General features: G+C 74.2%; 19 protein-coding genes. 13 read left to right on the forward strand and 6 right to left on the reverse strand.

What is annotated here, in order from left to right; all coding sequences use genetic code 11:
• The first annotated feature begins 3 nt into the window (after positions 1 to 3).
• From fdxH to AMOR_RS08400, 5 genes are all read left to right on the forward strand, one after another.
• Positions 4 to 876, forward strand: a complete 873-nt coding sequence (gene fdxH / locus AMOR_RS08380; protein WP_248360355.1) for a formate dehydrogenase subunit beta — start codon at positions 4 to 6, stop codon at positions 874 to 876.
• Positions 877 to 881: 5 nt separating this feature from the next.
• Complete coding sequence (locus tag AMOR_RS08385; protein ID WP_248360356.1) at positions 882 to 1,541, forward strand: formate dehydrogenase subunit gamma; 660 nt, start codon at positions 882 to 884, stop codon at positions 1,539 to 1,541.
• Positions 1,538 to 2,392 carry a formate dehydrogenase accessory protein FdhE gene (locus tag AMOR_RS08390; protein ID WP_248360357.1) on the forward strand — a complete coding sequence of 285 codons (855 nt, stop codon included), beginning with the start codon at positions 1,538 to 1,540 and terminating at the stop codon, positions 2,390 to 2,392. Before AMOR_RS08385 ends, AMOR_RS08390 begins: the two co-directional genes overlap by 4 nt.
• 37 nt (positions 2,393 to 2,429) lie before the next feature.
• Positions 2,430 to 3,173: an endonuclease V gene (locus AMOR_RS08395; RefSeq protein ID WP_248360358.1), complete on the forward strand. Its 744-nt coding sequence runs from the start codon at positions 2,430 to 2,432 to the stop codon at positions 3,171 to 3,173.
• A 155-nt stretch (positions 3,174 to 3,328) separates the two neighbouring features.
• Entirely contained in the window at positions 3,329 to 4,102 is a 774-nt protein-coding gene (locus AMOR_RS08400) for a VOC family protein (protein ID WP_248360359.1), read from the forward strand.
• 34 nt (positions 4,103 to 4,136) lie between these two features.
• On the opposite strand, the gene AMOR_RS08405 is transcribed toward AMOR_RS08400, so the two are convergent.
• From AMOR_RS08405 to AMOR_RS08430, 6 genes are all read right to left on the reverse strand, one after another.
• Positions 4,137 to 4,751: a histidine kinase gene (locus AMOR_RS08405; protein ID WP_248360360.1), complete on the reverse strand. Its 615-nt coding sequence runs from the start codon at positions 4,749 to 4,751 to the stop codon at positions 4,137 to 4,139.
• Between the two features lie 173 nt (positions 4,752 to 4,924).
• A complete protein-coding gene (locus tag AMOR_RS08410; protein WP_248360361.1) occupies positions 4,925 to 5,440 on the reverse strand; it encodes a flavodoxin family protein in 516 nt (171 codons plus the stop codon).
• A 162-nt stretch (positions 5,441 to 5,602) separates the two neighbouring features.
• Positions 5,603 to 6,139, reverse strand: a complete 537-nt coding sequence (locus tag AMOR_RS08415) for a mismatch-specific DNA-glycosylase (RefSeq protein ID WP_248360362.1) — start codon at positions 6,137 to 6,139, stop codon at positions 5,603 to 5,605.
• A gap of 348 nt (positions 6,140 to 6,487) precedes the next feature.
• Complete coding sequence (locus AMOR_RS08420; RefSeq protein WP_248360363.1) at positions 6,488 to 7,522, reverse strand: hypothetical protein; 1,035 nt, start codon at positions 7,520 to 7,522, stop codon at positions 6,488 to 6,490.
• Between the two features lie 129 nt (positions 7,523 to 7,651).
• A complete protein-coding gene (locus AMOR_RS08425; protein WP_248360364.1) occupies positions 7,652 to 8,548 on the reverse strand; it encodes a hypothetical protein in 897 nt (298 codons plus the stop codon).
• Between the two features lie 156 nt (positions 8,549 to 8,704).
• Positions 8,705 to 9,526, reverse strand: coding sequence for an SDR family oxidoreductase (locus tag AMOR_RS08430; protein ID WP_248360365.1), 822 nt, complete (start codon positions 9,524 to 9,526; stop codon positions 8,705 to 8,707).
• A 269-nt stretch (positions 9,527 to 9,795) separates the two neighbouring features.
• On the opposite strand from AMOR_RS08430, the gene AMOR_RS08435 reads away from it, so the two are divergent.
• The 8 genes from AMOR_RS08435 to mraY all read left to right on the forward strand — a co-directional run bounded on the left by AMOR_RS08435 (position 9,796) and on the right by mraY (position 18,147).
• Positions 9,796 to 10,233, forward strand: a complete 438-nt coding sequence (locus tag AMOR_RS08435; RefSeq protein WP_248360366.1) for a division/cell wall cluster transcriptional repressor MraZ — start codon at positions 9,796 to 9,798, stop codon at positions 10,231 to 10,233.
• Between the two features lie 17 nt (positions 10,234 to 10,250).
• Positions 10,251 to 10,553, forward strand: a complete 303-nt coding sequence (locus tag AMOR_RS08440; protein WP_248360367.1) for an STAS domain-containing protein — start codon at positions 10,251 to 10,253, stop codon at positions 10,551 to 10,553.
• A complete protein-coding gene (rsmH, locus tag AMOR_RS08445) occupies positions 10,550 to 11,482 on the forward strand; it encodes a 16S rRNA (cytosine(1402)-N(4))-methyltransferase RsmH (RefSeq protein WP_248360368.1) in 933 nt (310 codons plus the stop codon). Before AMOR_RS08440 ends, rsmH begins: the two co-directional genes overlap by 4 nt.
• Positions 11,479 to 11,979, forward strand: a complete 501-nt coding sequence (locus AMOR_RS08450; protein WP_248360369.1) for a hypothetical protein — start codon at positions 11,479 to 11,481, stop codon at positions 11,977 to 11,979. Before rsmH ends, AMOR_RS08450 begins: the two co-directional genes overlap by 4 nt.
• Before the next feature lie 3 nt (positions 11,980 to 11,982).
• Complete coding sequence (locus AMOR_RS08455; RefSeq protein ID WP_248360370.1) at positions 11,983 to 14,010, forward strand: penicillin-binding protein; 2,028 nt, start codon at positions 11,983 to 11,985, stop codon at positions 14,008 to 14,010.
• Between the two features lie 112 nt (positions 14,011 to 14,122).
• Complete coding sequence (locus AMOR_RS08460) at positions 14,123 to 15,616, forward strand: UDP-N-acetylmuramoyl-L-alanyl-D-glutamate--2,6-diaminopimelate ligase (RefSeq protein WP_248360371.1); 1,494 nt, start codon at positions 14,123 to 14,125, stop codon at positions 15,614 to 15,616.
• Positions 15,613 to 17,004: a UDP-N-acetylmuramoyl-tripeptide--D-alanyl-D-alanine ligase gene (locus AMOR_RS08465; protein WP_248360372.1), complete on the forward strand. Its 1,392-nt coding sequence runs from the start codon at positions 15,613 to 15,615 to the stop codon at positions 17,002 to 17,004. Before AMOR_RS08460 ends, AMOR_RS08465 begins: the two co-directional genes overlap by 4 nt.
• Complete coding sequence (gene mraY / locus AMOR_RS08470; protein ID WP_248360373.1) at positions 17,005 to 18,147, forward strand: phospho-N-acetylmuramoyl-pentapeptide-transferase; 1,143 nt, start codon at positions 17,005 to 17,007, stop codon at positions 18,145 to 18,147.
• Position 18,148 lies beyond the last annotated feature (1 nt).

An 18,148-nucleotide genomic window follows, 5' to 3' on the forward strand; every position in this document is an offset into this window, starting at 1 on the left:
GCCATGGCGCTCCAGTCGCTCGACGTGATCGCCCGCTCCGCCTCCACCTCGACGCCGCCGCAGGCGCGCGGCGCGCTCGAGGTCGCGAAGCTCATCGACGTCTCGAAGTGCATCGGCTGCAAGGCGTGCCAGTCCGCCTGCATGGAGTGGAACGACCTCCGCGACCTCGTGGGCACGAACACCGGCACGTACGACAACCCGCACGACCTCGGCGCGGAGTCGTGGACGGTCATGCGGTTCTACGAGGAGGAGCTCCCGGACAAGGGGCTCCAGTGGCTCATCGTGAAGGACGGCTGCCTGCACTGCGCCGAGCCCGGCTGCCTCAAGGCGTGCCCGGCGCCCGGCGCGATCGTCCAGCTCGCGAACGGCATCGTCGACTTCCAGCAGGAGAACTGCATCGGCTGCGGGTACTGCCAGACCGGCTGCCCGTTCAACATTCCGCGCTACTCGATGAAGGACCAGAAGGCCTACAAGTGCACGCTCTGCTCGGACCGCGTCGCGGTCGGGCTCGAGCCGGCGTGCGTGAAGACCTGCCCGACCGGCGCGCTGTCGTTCGGGTCGAAGACCGACATGAAGGACCTCGCGCACGAGCGGCTGGTGGAGCTCAAGGCGCGCGGCTTCGAGAAGGCGGACGTCTACGACCCGACGGGCGTGGGCGGCACGCACGTGATGTTCGTCCTGCCACACGGCGACCCGGAGCTGTACCGGCTGCCCAGGAAACCCTCGGTCTCGCCCCTCGTGTCGCTGTGGCGCAGCGGGTTCGCGAAGACGCTCGGCGTCGTCACGATGGCGTCGGTCGTGGTCGCCGGGTTCTTCCACTACATGAAGGTCGGCCCGCTCGAGGTCGACGAAGAGACGAAGGGCAAGGAGGGCTAGCCGCCATGATGCCCGCGATCACGAAGCCGCCGACCCCCCGGCCCGATCTCGTTCCCCGCTACTCCACCGCGGAGCGGCTCACGCACTGGGCGGTCGCGCTCGCCTACGTCGCGCTGTTCCTCTCCGGGCTCGCGCTCTTCCATCCGTTCTTCTTCTGGACGAGCGCGCTGTTCGGCGGGGCCGCGTTCATGCGCGTCCTCCACCCGTTCCTGGGCGTCGCGCTGGTCGTGCTCTTCTACCCGTACGCCCTCCGGCTCTGGAAGGACAACGTCCTCCTCCCGAGCGACCGCAAGTGGCTCGGCAGCATGTTCGCGTACATGAACAAGCGCGGCGAAACGTTCGTGGAGGGGAAGTACAACGCCGGGCAGAAGCTCATGTACTGGTCGATGGTGATCGTCATCGCGGTGCTGGCGCTGTCCGGGATCGCGCTGTGGCGGCCGTTCTTCTCGTCGTCGTTCTCGGCCGGCACGAAGCAGCTCGCGGCGGTGGTCCACGCGTTCCTGGCGTTCGTGATGTTCGTGGGCATCGGCGTGCACGTGTACGCTGCGTACTGGACGAAGGGCTCGATGCGAGCGATGACGCGCGGGTCCGTGACCCGCTCCTGGGCGCGGTTCCATCACCCGGGCTGGGCCGCGAAGACGCTCGGCCGGCAGGAGCGGCCGTGACGCTCGACGTCACCCAGGAGATCCCGCACCTCCGCCTCCCGGATCCGGCGCTGCTCCTCGAGGGCCGGGCCCGGCGGCTGGAGGCGCTCGCGGCCTCGACCGGCGAGCCGTACCTCGCGTTCCTCGGCCGGATCGCCCGCGGGCAGCGCGAGGCGATCCGGACCGGCGCCGTGCCCGCCGTCGCCGACCGGCTCCTCGATCCCGCCGCGCTCGCCCGTGATCCGGCGGTGCACGCCGCGCTCCGGCCGATCCTCGCGGCGTCGCGCACCATCCCGCTCCCCGCCGCCGCGGCGGCGGCCGTCGCCGGCCTCGCCGACGCGGGGCCTGACGCGATCGCGCGCCTCGCGGCCGCGGTGCTCTCCGGGGACGTCGCGATGGAGGCGCTCGCGTCGGTGCCGTTCGTCGGCGCGGCGCTCCAGGCCGTCGCGACGGTACGCGCAGCGCGCCTCGATCCCGGCTCCGTCCCGCGCACCGCGAGCGGCTGCCCGGTGTGCGGCTCGCCGCCGGTCGCCGGGATCGTCCAGGGCGACGACCGGCTGCGGTACCTCACGTGCGCGCTGTGCTCCGCCGAGTGGCACCTGCCACGCCTCCACTGCGCCACCTGCCGCGGCAACGACGCGCTCTCGTACCGGCACCTCGAGAGCGACGAGGGCGCGCGCGCGGAGACGTGCGAGCGCTGCAGGAGCTACGTGAAGCTCTTCGACCTCGAGAAGCGCCATGGCGCCGAGCCGCTCGCGGACGACGCGGCGACGCTCGCGCTCGACGTGCTCCTCGGCGAGGAGGGGTACGGGCGCGGTGGGGTGAATCTCCTGATGGGCGCGATGCCGGCGGCGATCGTGGGGGCGGGGTAGCGGGCGACGGCGCCACCGCTCCGGCATGCTCCCGGGCATGGCGAACGCGCCCCCTTTCACCTGGCCCGGCGACCGCGCCAGCCTCGCCGCGGCCCAGGACACGCTGGCGTGCGCTTCGCCACCGCCGTGGTCGCTCCCCGACGGCCCGTTCCTCGTCGCCGGCTGCGCTCTCGTCTCCACCCGCGGCGCGGCGGGCGCCGGAGGGTCCGGCGATCCAGGCTGGGCGGCCGCGGTGCTGCTCGAGGTCGGCGCCGGGCCGCCGCGAGAGGTCGCCGCCGCGGACGCGACCGGCGCCCTCGGCGCCGCGTTCGAGACCGGCGTGCTCGCGCTCCGCGAGGGCCCGCTGCTGCACGCGGCCGTCGCCGCGCTTCCCCGCGCGCCCGACGTGCTCGTGGTCCACGCCGCTGGCCGCGATCACCCGCGCCGCGCCGGCCTCGCGCTGATGCTCGGCGCGGCGACAGGGCTCCCCTCCATCGGCGTGACGACCCGGCCGCTCGTGGCGCGCGCGCCGGACGTCGCGGACCGGCCCCCTCACCCTGGCCCTCTCCCCCGGTGGGGGAACGACGCATGTGTTCTCGAGCCACTCGTGCTCGACGGCGCGATCGTCGCGTACCGGGTCAGGACACGCGCGGGGCTCCGTCCGGTCGTCGCCCACGCCGGCTGGCGCACGACCGCGGAGCTCGCGGCGGCCCTCGCGCTCGGGACCACGGCGAACGCGCGCACGCCCGAGCCGATCCGGCGCGCGCTCGAGCGGGCACGCCGCCTCCGTGCGCGCGCGTGAGGGGCGCCTCGCCGGCGCTCCGACCGGAGCGCGCCCGCCGGCGACCCTTCGGGGACCGATGATGGGCCGGCGACGGCGGCGTCTACCGGGCAGGAAGCGATGAAGATCGCGAAGCCGCTCCGGAACGCCGGGCGGCACCGTTCAGGAGGTCGCGCATGGCCACGGGGAACGAGGGGCTCTTCGTCTGGTACGAGCACCTGACCAGGGACGCCCAGGCGACGATCGCGTTCTACTCCGACGTCGTCGGCTGGAAGACGCAGCCCTTCGGCGATGGCGGTGACTACGTGATGTGGGTCGGCAGCCAGGGCCCGCTCGGCGGAGTGATGAGGCTCCCGGACGAAGCGGCAGGGGCGGGCGCGCGACCTCACTGGATGGCGCACGTCCAGGTCGAGGACGTCGACGCCACGGCGGCGCTCACCAGGAAGCTGGGTGGCCAGATCCACAAGGAGCCCACCGACATCCCCACCGTAGGTCGCTTCGCCGTAATCGCCGATCCACAGGGCGCCTCCCTCTCGGTGTTCAGGCCGAACGGCTCGATGCCGCCTCACGACCCCTCGAAGGACGGGGAGTTCTGCTGGAACGAGCTCCTCACGAGCGACAGCGCCGCCGCGTCCCGGTTCTACTCTGGCCTCTTCGCGTGGAAGATCCTGGAGGAGATGGACATGGGCCCCATGGGCACGTACCGCGTCTTCGGCCTCGGTGAGCGGCGCCTCGGCGGCATGATGACGACGCCCAGGGAAGCGCCGATGCCGCCCACGTGGCTCTTCTACGTGGGCACGAGCGACCTCGACGCCGCGATCGGGCGCGCGACGAGCAAGGGTGCGAAGATCATGAACGGCCCGATGGACGTGCCGGGCGGCGGCCGGATCGCGCAGCTCATGGACCCTCAGGGCGCGGCGTTCGCGCTCCATCAGGCTCCCAGGAAGTAGGCGCCGGCCCTCGGGTCGCGCGCCCGCGCGCGCTCTAGCCCAGGTCGAGGTCTTCTTCGTCCGCCCGCGCCGCGCCGGCGCCGGCTCGCGGCAGCGTCGCGACGTAGCAGGTCCCCGCGCGCGTCCTCACGCGCGCGAGGCGACCGCCGTGCTGCAGCACGATCTTCCGCGCGACGACGAGGCGCAGCGTGCCGACGGTGTCATCGGCGCCGTCGAGCCGGACGCCCTCCTTGAAGTAGGTGACGAGCCGGTCGCCGCGCGCGAGCGGGCGCGGGAACTGGACGCGCAGGACCACCTCGTCCTCGTACTCCCGCCAGCGCAGCGACACCGGTCCGGCGCCGCCGCATCGCTTCAGGGCGTCCTCGAGGAGGACCGTGACGGCGTACGCGATGCGCGTCGCGTCCCATTCGCCCGAGCCCTCGTGATCTGCGTCCGTGGAGTACTCGATCACGCCATCCGAGAAGCGCGCGAGGACGTCCTCGACCGCCGCAGGGCACAGCTCGGCGAGCAGCGTGCGCGACACCTTCAGCGGGAACTCCTGGTCGCCTCCAGGTGTGGAGGCTACGGGGCGCTCGATCGCCTCGCGCGTGCCGTGGTCACGCGCGCCGATCGACTGCTCCACGTCGTTGCTCGTCGTCTCGATGGACACGTTTGTCGCCCTCGCTGATGCCTGACCCGCTCGACTGACATGTGCGAAACAGTCGGATGGTGTCGGAAGATTCCAGGCCGGGATCACTCTCTCGGCAGTGCTCCTGGAACCCGGGCGAGGGCTGCCTCGCGCGCCAGGCATGGTCGCCGAGGGTAGGCGGACGCGCTCCTCGATCAGGCGCTCCGGCGCCGGCGGCGCGCGGCGCGGGCGGCCCGCTGCTGCACCTCCGCGGCGAACGCGGCGAGCTTCTCCGCGTGGCGGTCGCGGTCGATCTCGCCCTCGCGGAGCGCGAGCGTCGCGACCGGCTTCCCGGCGAGCCGGGTCATCTGCCCGAACACGCGCGCGGCGCCGGACCCCCCGTGCGTCAGGAAGAACGCGACGCGCGGGAGCCGGTCGTGCTCCATCCAGAGCCACGTCCGGACCGGCGTCGAGAGCCCGGACGCCCACACCGGCGTGCCGACGACGACGAGGTCGTAGCGGCCCGGATCGTGCGCCGGCCGCTCGATCGGCCCCGACGCGGCGAGCAGCGACTCGAAGCCGCTGCGCAGGTACCCCACGATCCCGCGCCGGTCGGTCCGGTCGCGGATCGGCTCCAGGTCCGCGCCGAGCGCCTCCGCGAGCTCCTCGGCGATCCGGCGCGTGCGTCCCGACCGCGAGTAGTGAGCGACCAGAATGCGTGGCGTGGCCATGTCCCCTCCTCCGGCCCCGCGGCGGTTCGGCCCGGCACCGCGCGGCGCCCGACCGAGGGAGAACACGCTCTGCGGCATGGGGCGAGCGTCGCGTTGGGTCGCCCCGGAGGTCCGCGGTCATCTCGCCGGCGGCCCGAGGTCGCGCCCTGCGCGGCGCCGCGCTCACCGCGCGCGCCGCGACGGCGCCCCGTCCATCGTTGCCCGCAGCCGCCGGAACCAGACGAGCTTCGACTGAAACCCCGGGTACGCCTGGTTGAGCCCGCTCGGGTTCGGCAGCACGAAGACCGGCGCGCCCCCGAACGTCGCGCGCTTCGCCCCCGGGCCCGGCTCTCCGGCGCGCGGCAACAGGACGGGCACGAGCGTCAGCCCGACGATCGCCACCCGGCGCGGCCGGAGGCGCTCGACCTTGTCCCGGAGCAGCGTCGCTCCCTCCAGCAGCTCCGCGCGCGACAGCTCCGCCGCCGTCCTGCTCGGCCGCTCGCAGCCGTTGGTGATGCCGAGGTCGAACTCGAGCAGGCGGCGATCCTCGTCGGGCCGGAGCAGCACGGGGGTGAGCCCCGCCGCGTGCAGCAGCCGCCAGAACGGGTTGCCACGCGAGGCGAAGTGATGGCCGACCTTCGACGAGAAGACCGATGGGTTGATCCCGACGAACAGGACGCGAAGGTCCGGCGCCACGATGTCGGGGAGCGGCGGGAGCACGGAGTGACACGATATGCCATCGGGGCACCTCCGTCCTGGGTGGGGGGACGACGGAGGTGCCCCGACGACGCACGGGACGGCGAAGGGGGGTTGGCCGTGCCCGCGACGCGCGACCGCCCGGCGGGCGACGCGCGATCTCTCGAGCTGAGTTCGAAGCTGAGTCCGCGCGAAGCCGCTCACATCACCATACGTGAATGGCCGAGGCGGTGCCTCCCGCTCGATACATGGCATCCCCGGCGCCGGCGGCGAGACCATCGTCGGGTCGTGGCTCCGAACGGCGCCGTGCGGCCGGGCGGGCGCGGAGCGCGCACGCGCGTGCGTCAGACGGGCGGGGTGACGCGATTCGGGTCAGCGCGTCGTCGCCCACGTGCGGAGGTGCAGGCGCGCGAGCGCCGCGTGCGCCGCCGCCCCCGCCGCCTCCGCGGCGTCGCCGAGCCGTCCGAGCACGTCGTCCATGTCGATCGCGACGTGCCGGTGCCATCCGGCCTGGAGCGCCTCCGCGTACGCCTCCCGGTGACGCCCGGCGCCTCGCAGCCGATCGCTCTCCGCGAGATGGAACACGCGGACCGCGCGAGCGCCTGCGAGCGCAGCGCGCAGGCTGCCGTCGTCCGGCGCGCGGTCTCCGCCGCACCGCTCGTACGCCGCGGCGAGCACGCGCGCGGTCCGCTCGCCGGGGCGGCCGAACCGCTCGGCGACGTCCAGGGTCCCGGAGAACGCGCGGAGCGCGGCCGCGTAACCGGCCGCGGCCGCCGCGCTCGCGCCGCGCCCCTCCTCGAACCAGCCGATCACGGCGCCGGGCCACGCGAGCTCGGGCCGCGCATCCCGGACGCGGAGCGCCGCCGCCGCGGCGCCCTCCCAGTCCTGATCGAACAGCGCCGCGTCCGTCGAGCCGGTCAGGCGGCGCAGCGGCGTCCGCAGCGCGTCCGGGACGAGGCGCCCGTCGAGGAGCCAGTCCGAGAAGGTCTCGCGCGAGACGCCGAGGTCCTGCGCGAGCGATGCCTCCCCCGCCTGCGCGAGCGCCTGGAGGCCGTTGGCGAGCGCGGCGGCGCACCGGGCGCGAAGGCGCGCGGCGTCCGAGGGGAACCCGGGGACGAGCTCGGTGGGGTGCCAGCCGCCGTCGGTGCGCCACTCGACCGCCTCGGTCACGGCGCCCCCGGGGCCGAAGCGGAGCAGGAGCCAGTTGCCGGCGGCGTCGCCCGCGAGCGGGAGGGCGTCGGGCAGCATCTCGCCCCCGCGCACGACCGCCGCGCGCGGATCGAGGAGCGCCTCCGGATCCACCGTCGCGTCGTAGGGGCCGTGGCCGCCCGGCGCGAACAGGGGACGGGGGAGCCGCACGTGCAGCTCGCGCTCGACGAGAGCGAGAGCGCGCTCGGTGGAGTGCATCCGGGAATCGTAGCGGCGGGGCCGGGCGCGCGCGACCCGCGTCCGGACACCGGGGAAAAGACTGCGGGCCGCCCCCGCGCCCGATCGGACGCGAGCGGCGGCCCGCCGTGAAGCCGAGCTCTCGTGGAGCTACTGCGGCGTGCCCCAGGCAGCGGTCACGTTCCCGCAGCCGTTCCAGGTGAACAGGACGGCCTGGTTGGGCAAGTCGGTCGCGGTCGCGCCCGTCGGGCGCTTCGACCAGACGCGGCGGAGCTCGAGGGTCCCGCCGGTGACGCAGAACGGCCCGGTCGCGAAGTCGAGGTCGTAGTCCGCGAGCGTGGAGTAGGCCGCGCTCACGTTCATCCCCTGCGCGGAGGCGTCGAGGGTCACGTCGGACCGCGAGTTGCCGGCGAGCGTCGTCGCGGTGAGCTGGAGGCCGCCGGTGTAGTGGTTCGTGACGTCGATCCTCATCGGGTCCGAGGTCGTCATCGTGGCGCGCACGGAGATGTCCCAGGAGGCGCTCGCGGTCCCGACCGCCACGGTGCGCGTGACGGAGCCGTCGATGCTCGCCGTGATGGTCTCGGTGGTGCCGTCGGTGCTCGTCACCGTGCTCGTCTCGGAGCAGTGGTTGTAGGTGATCTTGCCGGGGATGACGGTGATGCAGCTCGCGTCGAACGCGGCCGGGACCGCGCCGTTCAGGCCGAGCGCGACGACCTTGCGGGCGGAGGCGATCTGCGCCGCCTTCGCCATGAGCGTCGTCGTCATCCCGGTGCCGGTGCCGTCCATGCACTCGCTCGCCATCGTGTCGCCGAGCGTCACGACGGAGTTCGCGCGCGCGTCCGCCTCGACGGGATCCGTCGTCTGCGTGAGCGGCTGGGCGTCGGAGAGGCCGGTCTGGCCGGCCGCGACGGCGTAGCTCTCGGGCGAGTAGGCCGCGACGGGGCTGCTCGCCGAGTAGCTGAACTTCACGGAATTCGGATCGAACGACGAGCCGCCGCCGCATCCGGTCGCGACGGCGCAGAGCGCCGCGAAGAGCGTCTTCTTCATGTGGAACCCTCCCTTTTCGGGCGCGAGCGCGCCACGTGTTCGGCTGGTGCCGATCCCGTAGCACGGCCCCGCGCGGGCTGGCGAGCGCTCGATCGCCTGCCGGGTGAGACCTCGCCCGACATCGGGGAGGATCGCCGACGCCGCCCGCCGTCGGCGTCAGCCGAGGAACAGGTCCGGCATGAGCTCCTCGCCGGGCGCGACGGCGTACTTCCCGAGATCGGTGACGCCCTCGGCGCGGAGCACGTCCTCGTCGACGAAGAAGTTGCCGGTGCACGTCCGGGCCTCGCGCCGGAGGATCGCGACGGCGGCGTCGGCGACGATCTCCGGCTTGCGGCCGTGGCGCGCGGTCTCCTCGCCGCCGAGCAGGTTCAGGGCGGCGGTGGCGATCACCGTGCGCGGCCAGAGCGCGTTCACGGCGACGCCGCGATCGCGGAACTCCTCCGCCATCCCGAGCACGCACATGCTCATGCCGTACTTCGCCATCGTGTAGGCGACGGAATTCGCGAACCACCGCGGGCTCAGGTTCAGCGGCGGCGAGAGCATGAGCACGTGCGGGTTCTCCGCCCGGAGCAGCCAGGGCAGGCACGCCTGCGTCGTCGCGAACGTCCCGCGCGCGTTGACGCCGTGCATGAGATCCCAGCGCTTCATCGGGGTCTCGAGGGTGCCCGCGAGGAAGATCGCGCTCGCGTTGTTGACGCACACGTCGATCCCGCCGAACCGATCCACCGCGGCCGTCACCGCCGCGGCGATCTGGTCCTCCTCGCGGATGTCGCACTCGACCGCAAGGGCCTGCCCGCCGGCGCGCGTCATCTCGTCCGCAGCGTCGTGGATCGTGCCCGGGAGCTTCGGGTGCGGCCGCGAGGTCTTCGCGGCGACGACCACGTTCGCGCCCTCCCGGGCGCAGGCGACGCCGATGGCGCGGCCGATCCCGCGGCTCGCGCCGGTGATGAAGACGGTCTTTCCACGGAGTGAAGGCATGGGGTCCTCGGGCTCTCGGTGCGGGCACGATGGAACCGCGTCCCGCGCAGGGCAACGGGGCGTAAGGGGTGGGCCGCACGGGCGTCCTCCGGGGGCCGCTCTCCGTGTGTGCCCACACCCACCCGATACCGGTGCTGAACGCCGATCCAGGCCCGTCCGCGCTGCGGCGGCCCGGGCCGTTGACTTCCCCCTCCGATGTCCGTAGATCGGGACCATCCGGTGGGAAAAAGTGGCAAGCAGCGGATCACAGCGGGAAGATCGGCCAGGGCGTGTTCTTCGGGACCTTCAACCACGCGATCGACGCGAAGGGGCGCACGTCGCTCCCGGCGAAGTTCCGCGAGGCGCTGTCCGCGGCGGGCGAGCCGCGGATCGTCCTGATGCAGTACCCGCACTGGCGGTCGATCCTGACCCTGCCGCAGTCCGTCTGGAACGAGCTGGTGAAGAAGGTGATGGAGGCGTCGCCCCTCGACGCGCGGTGGCAGCGGAGCGTCCTCAAGTTCGTGTCGTCGGCCCACGAGGTGGACCTCGACGTGCACGGGCGCGTGCTCGTGCCGCCGGCGCTGCGCGAGTGGGCGGGGCTCTCGAAGGACGTCGTGTGGGTGGGGATGGGACGCACGATCCACCTCTTCGACCGGGCGCGGCACGAGGCGGAGATGGCCGCCGACATCCCGGCGGAGCAGGTGGTGGACTTCTTCTCGAAGATCTAGGGCGGCGGAGGCGGGCGATGTTCGAGGCGCGGCGGCAGGACGAGGTGACGGTGATCCGGTGCACGGGCGAGCTCGCGCGGAACGAGCTCGTCGAGATCGCGGCGATCGCGCGGCGCGCGCGGGACGAGGGCCGGATGGTCGTAGTGGATCTGAAGCGGGTCACCCACCTGCACTACGCCGGCGCGGCGCTCCTCAAGGCGATCCCGGGCCTGCGCGCGGCCGGGGCGAGCCGGTACGTGCGCGACCTGGTGTTCGCGGGCGGTGCGGGCGGGTACGTGGAGATCTATCCAGACGTCGAGGAGGCCGTGCGAGCGGCGTGAGCGCGGGATTCGTCCATGAGCCAGTCCTGGCACGAGAGGTCGTGGAGGTCCTGCGCCCGAAACCGGGCGAGCTCTTCCTCGACGGCACCCTGGGCGGGGGCGGCCACTCCGGCCTGCTCCTCGAGGCAGGTGCGCGCGTGATCGCCCTCGACAAGGACCCGCGCGCCCTGGCGGCGGCGACGGCGCGGCTGGCCCGCTTCGGCGAGGCGTTCCGCGCGGTCCGCTCCGACTTCCGCGACGCGAAGAACGTGCTCGCGGCCCTCGGCCTCTCCGGCGTGGACGGCGCGCTCGTGGACCTCGGCGTGTCCTCCCCGCAGCTCGACGAGGCCGACCGCGGCTTCTCGTTCTCCCGCCCGGGCCCGCTCGACATGCGCATGGGCGAGGAGGGCGAGACGCTCGAGGACCTGCTGCGCCGGATCGACGAGCGCGAGCTCGCGCGGATCCTCTCGGAGTACGGCGAGGAGCCGTTCGCGCGTCCGGTCGCCCGGGCGATCAAGGCGGCGGTGGCGCAGGAGGAGAAGCTCGACACCGCGCGGCTCGCCGAGGTCGTCGCGAACGCGATTCCCCGCAAGGCGTGGCCCAGGCGGATCCACCCGGCGACCCGCACGTTCCAGGCGCTGCGGATCGCGGTCAACGACGAGCTCGGCGCCCTCGCGGCGTGGCTCGACGGGCTCCCCTCGCTGCTCAACCCGGGCGGCCGCGCCGCGGCGATCAGCTTCCACTCCCTCGAGGACCGGATGGTGAAGGAGCGCTTCCGCGCGCTCACCCAGGCCTGCACGTGCCCGCCGGATCTCCCGGTCTGCGCGTGCGGCGCGAAGGCTGCCTTCACCGCCGTGACGCGCAAGGCGATCAAGGCCTCCGACGAGGAGACCGCGCGGAACCCGCGCGCCCGCAGCGCCCGGCTCCGGGCGGTGGAGAAGCTGCGATGAGCGCCCGCGCCCTCCCCCGCCGCGCCCCGCGCGCCGGGGCCGAGATCGTCGCCGTCGCGCTCGCCCTCGTCGCGGTGGGCGTGTTCCACGTCTGGTCGCGCACCCGGGTCCTCGCGGCGGGCTACGAGCTGGGCGAGCTGCAGAAGCAGCACGCCGAGCTGGTCGCCGCGCACGACGCGCTGCGGATCGAGCTCGAGATGGTGCGGTCCCCCGCCAAGCTGGAGGAGGCGGTGCGGACGAGGCTTGCAAGGCTGGGCATGGCCCCGCCGGACCGGGGTGCGGTCTTGGCGGCAGGCCCGGGCCGTCCTCTGGACGGCACGGGTAGGGCGGGCGTGGACGGGGTTGGTGACCGTTCCCGGCCGGCGGGGCCAGCCCTCCACACGGCGCCGGCGACGGCGCCCGGGCGGGCGGCGGCGGGGCCGGCGGCGGCCCCCGGAGATCGGGTCGCGCTCCGGGGACCGCTGCGGGCGGGCCGCGCGCGACCGCGGGATCCCTGACCCGTGCGCGCCGAGGTCGACCCGCGCACCGCGCGCTGGATCGGGATCCGGATCGGCGTCCTCGCGGTGCTCCTCGCGGCGGCCTTCGGCGCCATCGCCGCGCGCGTCTTCTGGCTGCAGGTGCTCCGGCGCGACGAGCTCGCGGGAGAGGCCGTCGACCAGTACCTCCGCGAGCTCGTGCTCCGGCCGCGCCGCGGCGTCGTGACCGATCGGACCGGCGTGCTCCTCGCCGGCAGCGCCGACTCGCAGTCGGTGTACGCGGACCCGCGGCTCCTCGCGGGCAACGGGAGGCGCGACGACCTCGCGCGCCGCGCCGACCTCCTCCGCCGGACCGCGCAGATCCTGAAGGTGGACGCCCGCGCGCTCGAGAGGAAGCTCGCGAAGGGCGGCCGGTTCGTCTGGCTCGAGCGCCGGGTCTCGCCGGAGAAGGCGGCCGCGCTCCAGGCCTTCCTCGACCGCGAGCGGGTGAAGGCGATCCGGCTCGTGCCGGAGACGCGCCGCTACTATCCGAAGACCGAGGTCGCCGGGCAGGTGCTCGGCATCGTCGACGAGGACGGCGGCGGGCGCGAGGGGATCGAGCTCTCGCAGGACGACTGGCTCCGCGGCGAGCCGGAGCGCGTCCCGTCGCTGCGCGACGGCCGCGGGCGCATGGTGCTCACGACCGGCGCGCCGGGCTCCGGGCGCGAGCGCGAGGGCGCCCGCGTCGAGCTCACCCTCGACCAGAGCGTGCAGGCGCAGGCGGAGCGGGCGCTGGCGCGCGCCGTCACCGGCTCGCGCGCGCTCGCGGGGACCGCGGTGGTGCTCGAGGTCGGGACGGGCGAGGTGCTCGCCCTCGCGACCTACCCGACCGCGAACGCGAACGCCGCGCGCTCCGCCGACGCGCTCCGGGACCGGCCGGTCACCGACGCCTTCGAGCCGGGCTCGACGCTCAAGGCGATGACCCTCGCCGGCGCCCTCGAGGACGGCGTGTTCACCGCCCACGACGTCGTCGACTGCGGGAACGGCTCCCTCACCATCGGGAGCCACACCATCCACGACACGCACCCGATCGCCTGGGCCGGCGCCTCGCGGATCCTCGCGGAGTCGTCGAACATCGGCGCCGCGAAGGTCGCCGCGAAGCTCGGCCGCGAGCGGCTCCAGGGCTGGCTCCAGGCGTTCGGGTTCGGCGAGCGGACCGGCGTCGGCCTCCCCGGCGAGGTCCGCGGCGTCGTCTCCCTCGCCCGCTCCGACGTCGCCCTCGCGACGCAGGCCTTCGGGCAGGGCCCGATCACCGCCTCCGCGCTGCAGATCACGAACGCGATGGCGGTCATCGCGAACGGCGGCCAGCTCGTCCGGCCGCGGATCCTCCGCCGCGTCGTCGATCCCGCCACCGGCGAGGTGATCGAGGCCACGCACCCGGAGGTGGTGCGGCGCGTGGTGAGCGCCGCGACGGCGCAGCAGATCTCGCGGTGGCTCCTCGGCGTGATCGAGGAGCCGCACGGCACCGGCAAGCGCGCGCGACTCGACGGCTGGCGCGCGGTGGGGAAGACCGGCACTGCGCAGAAGGCGGACCGGATCTCCGGCGGCTACTCCGCGGACCGCCGCTTCAGCTCCTTCGTGGGGTTCGCGCCGTACGAGAGCCCGCGGTTCGTGATCGGCATCTTCATCGACGAGCCGAAGGGCGAGACGTTCGGCGGGCAGGTCGCCGCGCCCGCGTTCAAGGAGATCGCCGAGTTCGCCCTCCGGGTGAGCGACGCGCAACCGCTCGCGACGGCGAGCCCCGCCGCTGCGGTGGAGCCGCTCGCGCCCGACGAGGAGGAGCCGGAGCCGCCCGCGGTGGAGTGGGCCGCCGAGGCCGACGACGCCTCGGGGCACGTGGCCGTGCCGGCGCTCGCCGGGCTGCCCGCCCGGACCGCGATCCGCCGCCTGGAGGAGTCGGATCTCGGCGCGGACGTCGCGGGGTCGGGGCGGGTGGTGAGCCAGTCGCCGGCACCGGGCAAGGTGGTCGAGCGGGGGACCCGGGTGCGCATGACGCTCGCGCCGCCCGGGTGATAGAAGAGTTCGCCGCCGCCGTGTCCGACCGGACACGGTGGGCGCGCAACCGGCCGGGCGCGCGGAGGAAAACGGGGCGGACGGCGGTTTGCATGGTATCTCGGTCGAACGGATGAACCTCTCCTCCCTCCTGGCGGGCTCGGGAGCCCACGGCGATCTCGGCGACGACCCGCAGGTCACGCGGGTCACGGGCGACTCGCGCGAGGTGATCCCCGGCGCGGTCTTCTTCGCGCTCCCCGGCGCGAAGCTCGACGGCCACGCCTTCGCCGCCGAGGCGGCGCGGCGGGGCGCGGCCGCCGTCGTCGCGGAGCGCGCGGTGGAATGCGCCCCGGCGCGGCTCCTCCTCGCGCCGTCCGCGCGCCGCGCCATGGCAGTGGCGGCCGCGACCTTCCACGGCCGGCCGGCCGACGCCATGCGGCTCGCGGGCGTGACGGGCACCAACGGAAAGACGACGGTCACCTACCTCGTGGAGGCGTGCCTCGCCGAGGCCGGGATCCCGTCCGGCGTCCTGGGGACGGTGACCTGGCGCTGGCCCGGCGTGGACCGGCCGGCGAGCCACACGACGCCGGAGTCCACCGCGATCCAGGCGGTGCTCGCGGAGATGCGGGCGGCCGGGACGCGCGCGGTCGTCATGGAGGTGTCGTCCCACGCGCTCGCGCAGGAGCGCGTGGCAGGAATGCGCTTCCAGGTGGCGGGGTTCACGAACCTCACCCGCGATCACCTCGACTACCACGGCGACATGGACAGCTACTTCGCCGCGAAGCGCCGGCTCTTCGTGGAGCACCTCGCCGAGGGCGGCGTGGCGGTGGTGAACGCGCGGGATCCGTGGGGGGCGCGGCTCGCGGATCAGCTCGGCCCCGGCCGGCGCGTCTGGCGGTACGGGACGCGGGCCGAGGACGCGCTCCGCGCCACCGACGTCTCCATCGGGCTCGGCGGCATCGCCGCGACCCTCGACACGCCCGCCGGGACCGTCGGCCTCCGCTCACCGCTCGTCGGCGCGCACAACCTCGAGAACCTGCTCTGCGCCGCCGGCATGGCCCTCGGCCTCGGCGTCGCGCCGGGCGACGTCGGCCGTGCGCTGTCGCGCTCGCACGGCGCGCCCGGCCGGCTCGAGCGGCTCGACGGCCGCGGGGTCTCGGTGTTCGTCGACTACGCCCACACCGACGACGCGCTCGCCCGCGTGCTCGAGGCGCTCCGGGCGCTCGCGCCGCGGCGGCTCGTCTGCGTCTTCGGCTGCGGCGGGGATCGCGATCGCGGGAAGCGGCCGCTCATGGGGCGCGCCGCCGGCGCGGCCTCCGACCTCGCCATCGTCACGAGCGACAACCCGCGCACCGAGGACCCGTCCGCGATCATCGCCGACGTGGTGCCCGGGCTCGACGCGTCCGGCCGCCCGCGGATCGCGGCGGACGCGGCCCGCGCGGGCGCGGACGGCTACGTCGTCGAGCCGGACCGCCGCGCCGCGATCGCCCTCGCCGTCGCCTGCGCGCGGCCGGGCGACGCCGTGCTCGTCGCCGGCAAGGGGCACGAGGACTACCAGATCGTGGGCGCCGAGAAGCGCCCGTTCTCCGATCGCGAGGAGGCCCGCCGGGCCCTCGGCACGCCATGAGTCACCCGACGTTCACCCCCGACGCGCTCGCGGCCGCCACCGGCGGTCGCTGGATCGGCGCACCGCCCGCGACGATCGCGGGCGTCTCCACCGACACCCGCACCATCGCGCCCGGCGGCCTCTTCGTCGCGCTCCGCGGCGAGAAGTTCGACGCGCATGACTACCTCGCCGAGGCCGCCGCGAAGGGCGCCGTCGCGGCGGTGGTCGCCGACGCGTGGGCCGCCGGCCACGCCGCGCCGCTGCCGGCGCTCTCGGTCCCCGACCCCCTCCCCGCCCTCGGCGCCATCGCGCGCCTGCACCGCCGCCGGTTCTCCATCCCGTTCGTCGGCGTCACCGGCTCGAACGGCAAGACCACCACCCGCGAGATGATCGCCGCGATCCTCGCGACGCGCGGCCCGGTCCTCAAGACGGAGGGGAACCTCAACAACGAGGTGGGCGTCCCGCTCACGCTGTTCGGCCTCGACGCGTCGCACGCGTCCGCCGTCATCGAGATGGGGATGAACCACCCCGGCGAGATCGCCCGGCTCACCGCGATCGCGGAGCCGCAGGTCGGCGTCGTGACGCTCGCCGCGCCCGCCCACCTCGAGGGGCTCGGGACCGTCGAGGCCGTGGCCGACGCGAAGGCGGAGCTGTACCAGGGGCTCCCGGCGGGCGGCATCGTGGTGGCGAACGCCGACGATCCCCGGATGCTGAAGCGCGCGGTCGCGTCGGGGCGGCGCATGCTCACGTTCGCGAGCGGCCGCGGCCGGCGCGGCGACGTCGTGGTGCTGGAGGTGCTGTCCCAGGGCGACGACGGGCTTCGGTTCGTGCTCGGGATCGGAAACCGCGAGGTGCCGGTCCACATCCCCGGGCTCGTCGGCGCGCACAACGCCGCGAACGCCGCCGCCGCGGCCGCCGCCGCCATCGCGCTCGGCGCGACCGACCGCGAGATCGTCCAGGGGCTCGCGGCGGTGCGGCCGGTGGGCCGGCGGCTCCGCCTCGAGACCCTCCCGTCCGGCCTCCGGCTCGTGGACGACTGCTACAACGCGAACCCCGCCTCGATGACCGCCGCGCTCGGCACCGTCACCGCGCTCGCCCGCGGCGCCGGCGCCCGGCCGGTGGCGGTGCTCGGCGACATGCTCGAGCTCGGCGCGTTCGAGGCCGAGGCGCACCGCGCCCTCGGCGCGGAGGCGGCGTCCGCCGGCGTCGCCCTCCTCGCGGCCTTCGGACCGCGGTCCCGGGCCGTCGCGGAGGCGGCCCGCGCCGCCGGCCTCGACGTCTTCCACACCGAGGACCTCGACACGCTCGTCGCGTGGGCGCGCGAGCGCCTCCGGCCCTCCTCCGACGTCCTCCTCGTGAAGGGCAGCCGCGGCATGAAGCTCGAGCGGCTCGTCGAGGCGCTGCGCTAGATGCTCTACCACCTCCTCTACCCGCTCGCCGGGCGCATCAGCCTCTTCAACGTCCTCCGCTACCCGTCCTTCCGCATCGTGGCGGCGGGCCTCGTCGCGATGATCATCGGCCTGCTCCTCGGGCCGCTCTTCATCGAGCGGATGCGGATCCTCCAGTACGGGTCGACGAACGTCCGCGAGGACACGCCCGAGGCGCACAAGAAGAAGGCCGGCACGCCGTCCATGGGCGGCGCGCTGATCCTCCTCGCCGTGACGGTCTCGACGCTCCTCTTCGCCGACCTCGGGAACCGGCTCGTGTGGGCGGCCCTGCTCGTCATGCTCGGCTACGGCGCCATCGGCTTCAGCGACGACTGGCTCAAGATCTCGAAGCGGAACTCGAAGGGGCTCGCCGGCAAGAAGAAGCTCCTCTTCCAGGTCCTCATCGTCGTCATCGTCTACTACGCGGTCCTCACGGACTGGCACTTCCACACCGAGCACCGGTTCCCGTGGGTGTTCGTCGGCAGCTACGTGGACCTCCACGTGACGCTGCCCTTCGTCCCGAGCCGCCTCTTCGCCCCGGACCTCGGCTGGCTGTACCTGCCGTTCATGGTGTTCGTGGTGATCGCGACCTCGAACGCGGTGAACCTCACCGACGGCCTGGACGGCCTCGCCATCGGCCCGACGATCGTGTCGGCGATGACCTTCCTCGCGCTCTCGTACATCGCGGGCGCGACCATCGCCGGGTTCAGCCTCGCCGAGTACCTGCGCATCGCGTACATCCCGGGCGCCGAGGAGCTCGGCGTGCTCTGCTCGGGCATCTTCGGCGCGGGGGTGGCGTTCCTCTGGTACAACACGTACCCGGCGTCCGTGTTCATGGGCGACGTGGGCTCGCTCGCCCTCGGCGGCGCGCTCGGCATGCTCGCCGTCCTCACCAAGAACGAGGTCGCGAGCGCCATCCTGCACGGCGTCTTCCTCGCCGAGACGGTGAGCGTCATCCTGCAGGTCTGGTCGTTCAAGACGCGCGGCAAGCGCATCTTCCGGATGGCCCCGATCCACCACCACTACGAGCTCAAGGGGTGGGCGGAGCCGAAGATCATCGTCCGTTTCTGGATCATGTCGGTGATGCTGGCGTTCGTGGCGCTGCTCGCCATCAAGCTGAGGTAGG

The organism is Anaeromyxobacter oryzae (assembly GCF_023169945.1).
Classification (GTDB): domain Bacteria; phylum Myxococcota; class Myxococcia; order Myxococcales; family Anaeromyxobacteraceae; genus Anaeromyxobacter; species Anaeromyxobacter oryzae.

What these genes read in the sequence shown, in the direction of transcription:
- AMOR_RS08395 (WP_248360358.1), top strand. Translation starts at nt 2,430, where the DNA reads ATGGCGAACGCGCCCCCTTTCACCTGGCCCGGCGACCGCGCCAGCCTC.
- mraY (WP_248360373.1), top strand. Translation starts at nt 17,005, where the DNA reads ATGCTCTACCACCTCCTCTACCCGCTCGCCGGGCGCATCAGCCTCTTC.
- AMOR_RS08440 (WP_248360367.1), top strand. Translation starts at nt 10,251, where the DNA reads ATGTTCGAGGCGCGGCGGCAGGACGAGGTGACGGTGATCCGGTGCACG.
- AMOR_RS08385 (WP_248360356.1), top strand. Translation starts at nt 882, where the DNA reads ATGATGCCCGCGATCACGAAGCCGCCGACCCCCCGGCCCGATCTCGTT.
- AMOR_RS08425 (WP_248360364.1), bottom strand. Translation starts at nt 8,548, where the DNA reads ATGAAGAAGACGCTCTTCGCGGCGCTCTGCGCCGTCGCGACCGGATGC.
- AMOR_RS08460 (WP_248360371.1), top strand. Translation starts at nt 14,123, where the DNA reads ATGAACCTCTCCTCCCTCCTGGCGGGCTCGGGAGCCCACGGCGATCTC.
- AMOR_RS08420 (WP_248360363.1), bottom strand. Translation starts at nt 7,522, where the DNA reads ATGCACTCCACCGAGCGCGCTCTCGCTCTCGTCGAGCGCGAGCTGCAC.
- AMOR_RS08430 (WP_248360365.1), bottom strand. Translation starts at nt 9,526, where the DNA reads ATGCCTTCACTCCGTGGAAAGACCGTCTTCATCACCGGCGCGAGCCGC.
- AMOR_RS08400 (WP_248360359.1), top strand. Translation starts at nt 3,329, where the DNA reads ATGGCCACGGGGAACGAGGGGCTCTTCGTCTGGTACGAGCACCTGACC.
- AMOR_RS08410 (WP_248360361.1), bottom strand. Translation starts at nt 5,440, where the DNA reads ATGGCCACGCCACGCATTCTGGTCGCTCACTACTCGCGGTCGGGACGC.
- AMOR_RS08450 (WP_248360369.1), top strand. Translation starts at nt 11,479, where the DNA reads ATGAGCGCCCGCGCCCTCCCCCGCCGCGCCCCGCGCGCCGGGGCCGAG.
- AMOR_RS08465 (WP_248360372.1), top strand. Translation starts at nt 15,613, where the DNA reads ATGAGTCACCCGACGTTCACCCCCGACGCGCTCGCGGCCGCCACCGGC.
- fdxH (WP_248360355.1), top strand. Translation starts at nt 4, where the DNA reads ATGGCGCTCCAGTCGCTCGACGTGATCGCCCGCTCCGCCTCCACCTCG.